The sequence below is a fragment of the Syntrophomonas sp. UBA5494 genome, from assembly GCF_002426325.1.
The window spans coordinates 1-3,423 of the sequence record NZ_DIPG01000040.1; the positions used below are offsets into that span (position 1 = coordinate 1).

Sequence of the window (3,423 nt, forward strand, 5' to 3'; positions counted from 1 at the left end):
GCATTCCCAGAGTTTATCTTCCATAGATATAATAGCGATCATTATAGTGCCGCTTATTTTTCTATTATTCTATCTTACAATGGACAGTAAATTTGCTTGGTAAGCGGATCCCTTTTCTAAAAAAAGAGGATGGCTCTTTGGGAAAAAGTACTGCGAACTACTAGTCAGGATTCATCAGGTTATTCAACAGAAACGGAATTAAATAGCCGAAAGGGAATGATAATTTTCTGGTTAATACAAGCTTTCGCCGCCGTAGCCTGACTGCATGGGATTATGCGGTCATGATCTGTACCGTCCTACTTAGCGCTGCCATTCTGTTTGCATATATGCAGAGGCCTTGACATACAGGAGGATTTAAAGATGAAAGTGTTTTCCGTCATCGGAACTTCCAAATCAGGCAAGACCAAGACGATAGAGGCCCTTATCCCTGAATTCAGGCGAAGGGGCTATACGGTGGGGTCGGTTAAGGACATCCACTTTGAGGGCTTTGCCATCGATAAAGAGGGGACCAATACCTACCGCCACAAGATGGCAGGTTCGCAGTTGGTGACCGCCCGGGGCATACATGAAACCGATGTGATGTTTCCGGTCCGTCTTCCCCTGGAGCGGATATTGACCTGCTATGACCATGATTTCGTCATTCTGGAAGGAGCGTACGACTTTTTCGGACCGGGGATAATCACCGCCCACCATGAAGCCGAAATCGAAGAACGTATGCGTCCTGGAATTTTCGCCATATGCGGGCAAATTTCCAATCGCCTCAAAGACTACCGGGGGCTTCCGGTAGTCAATGCTATCAACGAGACCTCCCGCCTGGCTGACATTATTGGGCGGTCGGTGAATGACTGGTATCAGTATTTGGCCGCCAACAGAACGGCACTGGCTCTGAAGCGACAGAGAGGAGTGGAGCGACTGCCCAGCAAAAAGAATCATGTCTACCGTTTCGGGGATGTGGTTATCAAACATTTCAGCGATGCGGAGCGTTTTGAGGTGGAAACTCAGATAGGCAATCTCCTGGAAGATGCCGCTTTGCCTGTCCCGCAGCGCCTGGCAGTCAACCCGTTGGCCTTAACCAACATCTACCGCTTCGTCGAAGCGGTGCCGATAGTGGAGCTTGTCGAGGATGCCAGTCTGAATCAGGCCAGGGAGATTTTCGACAAGGTATTCGGCTGGATGCAGGATTTTTATGCCCTGACCCTGAATAAAACCGGGCGGCAATACATCCTCGGTGACGTCCACCTGCGCAATTTTCTGTACCACTATGATTCACATCAAGTCTACGGCCTTGATTTCGAGGAATGCTGCCCGGGACGGATAGAATCGGACTTGGCCCGCTTCTATGTCTTTCTGCTGTACTACGACCCTCCATTCACCCCTCGAAAGAGAACCCTGGCATCTTATTGGCTGAAGTTAATCGATGAATGTACCTCTTTGGATCGTGCTTTCCTACAGAAGGAAATCGAACGCGAAAACGCTGAACTGCTAATTCGTCGCCAGGGCCGCAATATATACGGGGAGAGTACTGATCTAAACCCAGGTGAACTGCTGAGGTGATTCTTCCATATTGACAAAAAGGTGAAGCCGAATTTAGGGTTTGCCGGTTCTGTCCCGTACAAACTCGGCTATATAAGGAAGGTTGCGGTATTTCTCATGGTAATCCAGGCCGTATCCGATCAGGAAGGTGTCTGGCATCACAAAACAGCGGTAGTCGATGTTGATGGTCAGGAGCCGTTCGGCGGGATTGTCCAGAAGGGTGCAGATTTTTAAACTGGCGGGCCGGGCGGCTTCCAGGTGCTGGCAGATGTAGCCCAGGGTGAGGCCGGTGCCGATCACATCTTCTGCCAGCAAGACGTCCCGCCCCTTAATATCGATGTCCAGATCTTTGGTGAAGCGTACTGCCCCGGCCTTGGGGGCGGCTTCCGGGGACAGGCCGATGGAAAGGAAATCAACTTCTAAAGGCAGGTCGATGCTGCGGGTTAAGTCAGCTACAAAGTAGAGAGAGCCTTTGAGCACGCTCACGATCACCAGATCCCGCTCCTTATAATCACGGGTGATCTCACTGCCTACCTCAGCGACTCGTTTTTGGATTTGCTCCTGAGAAAAAATGATTTTGCCGATACCTGATGAAGTCATTATTTACGATTCCTCCCGTAGGCCGAATCTTCTGGCCAGGCTATAGAAGTCGTTTTTAAATACTATGTTGATATTAGTGCCCGGATACAGCTTCTTTAACAACTGCACCTTCTTCTTTTTTTCCGAGACGTATTTCTGATCCATAGTGGTGAGCTCGATATAGGTATCAAACCGGGGCAGATAGAAATCGGGGGAAAAGGCCAGGGTGATATTGCCCTCGGCATCCCACTTGATGGGAAAGGTGCGCGGTTCGTACTGCCATTCGATGCCGTGCATATCCAGGATGGTGGCGAACTCCTCTTCGGAGGGATGTTTGAAAACCACTGGCTTCCGGTTATGGTCAGTGACCGCTTCAGGTTCGGCGGGAGATAAGCCGGACCGGTTCTGGGCCGCATACCGCAACAGGGCGACAGCCTCATCGACGCTTAATAAACCGGTATTAAGGGTCAGGTGATACAATGCCGGGTCAGACCAATCCTGTTTATAAATCGTGGAAATATAGCGCCGGTGCTTGCGGTCGGTGAGCTCCAGAAATCTCTCCGCATCCTTTTTATCCAGGCTATGGGTCTGCATAACCCTGTTGATGCGAACCTCCGGGGGGGCGATGATTTTAACATGAAGTGCCGAGGGATCTGGGGCAAATATGATCTGCGCCCCCAAACCGACGATGATGGCGGACTGTTGGGATACATAATCTTTGAGTTTGTTTTCCAGGATTGCGGCGAAACTGATGCCCAGTGATGAAGGGGTCAGAAAAAATGCGGGGCTTTCTGTGAGCATATGCAGTTCATGCTTGCCGGCCACTTCGGCAAACCATTGATTTAATATGGAGTCTCGTGTGATCACCGGTAAATTCAGATTCTTTGCCAGCTGTCGTGTAATTTCTTCGCCCAGGCTCCCAGTCTGTCGGGATATGGTGATAAGCAAACCAGTCACCTCTCGCTGCTGATCGTCGGGCCTCCGCATGCCCCTGAATTATCCTGTATTATACCATTAAACAGTATGCGGGGCTAACCGGGGTGTTTGCATGGATCCCGGCAGAGGGAAGTGCTGCAAACGGTTTCGGTTATTTACGTATCCTTAAAGGCCCTGATGAGGCCATTATTCCATTTCACCCATCAACCTATTATTACGCTTTTTTTGCTTGCCTTTCCTGCTAAGTCCTGAGACTTTTCATATTGTTTAATCTCCTCCTGCTTCCTTTAAACCATAGCCTGTTACATACTTATATCTATACTAATGTTATGATTTTGTTAAGATTTTATTAAATAAATATTTATAGTGAGGAAT

Annotated in this window: 3 protein-coding genes; 1 reads left to right on the forward strand and 2 read right to left on the reverse strand. The window is 49.1% G+C overall.

Going from position 1 to position 3,423, the window contains the following annotated elements; translation table 11 throughout:
* Positions 1–360 precede the first annotated feature (360 nt).
* A complete protein-coding gene (locus B3W37_RS04225; RefSeq protein ID WP_483174872.1) occupies positions 361–1,554 on the forward strand; it encodes a molybdopterin-guanine dinucleotide biosynthesis protein MobB in 1,194 nt (397 codons plus the stop codon).
* 33 nt (positions 1,555–1,587) lie between these two features.
* Here the strand turns inward: B3W37_RS04225 and hpt are convergent, their stop codons facing one another.
* Together hpt and B3W37_RS04235 are read right to left on the reverse strand one after the other, a co-directional pair.
* Positions 1,588–2,133, reverse strand: coding sequence for a hypoxanthine phosphoribosyltransferase (gene hpt, locus B3W37_RS04230; RefSeq protein WP_483174873.1), 546 nt, complete (start codon positions 2,131–2,133; stop codon positions 1,588–1,590).
* Positions 2,134–2,136: 3 nt separating this feature from the next.
* The gene (locus tag B3W37_RS04235) at positions 2,137–3,069 is read right to left on the reverse strand and encodes a cytidylate kinase family protein (RefSeq protein WP_483174876.1); all 933 of its coding nucleotides are present in this window, start codon (positions 3,067–3,069) and stop codon (positions 2,137–2,139) included.
* Positions 3,070–3,423: the final 354 nt, after the last annotated feature.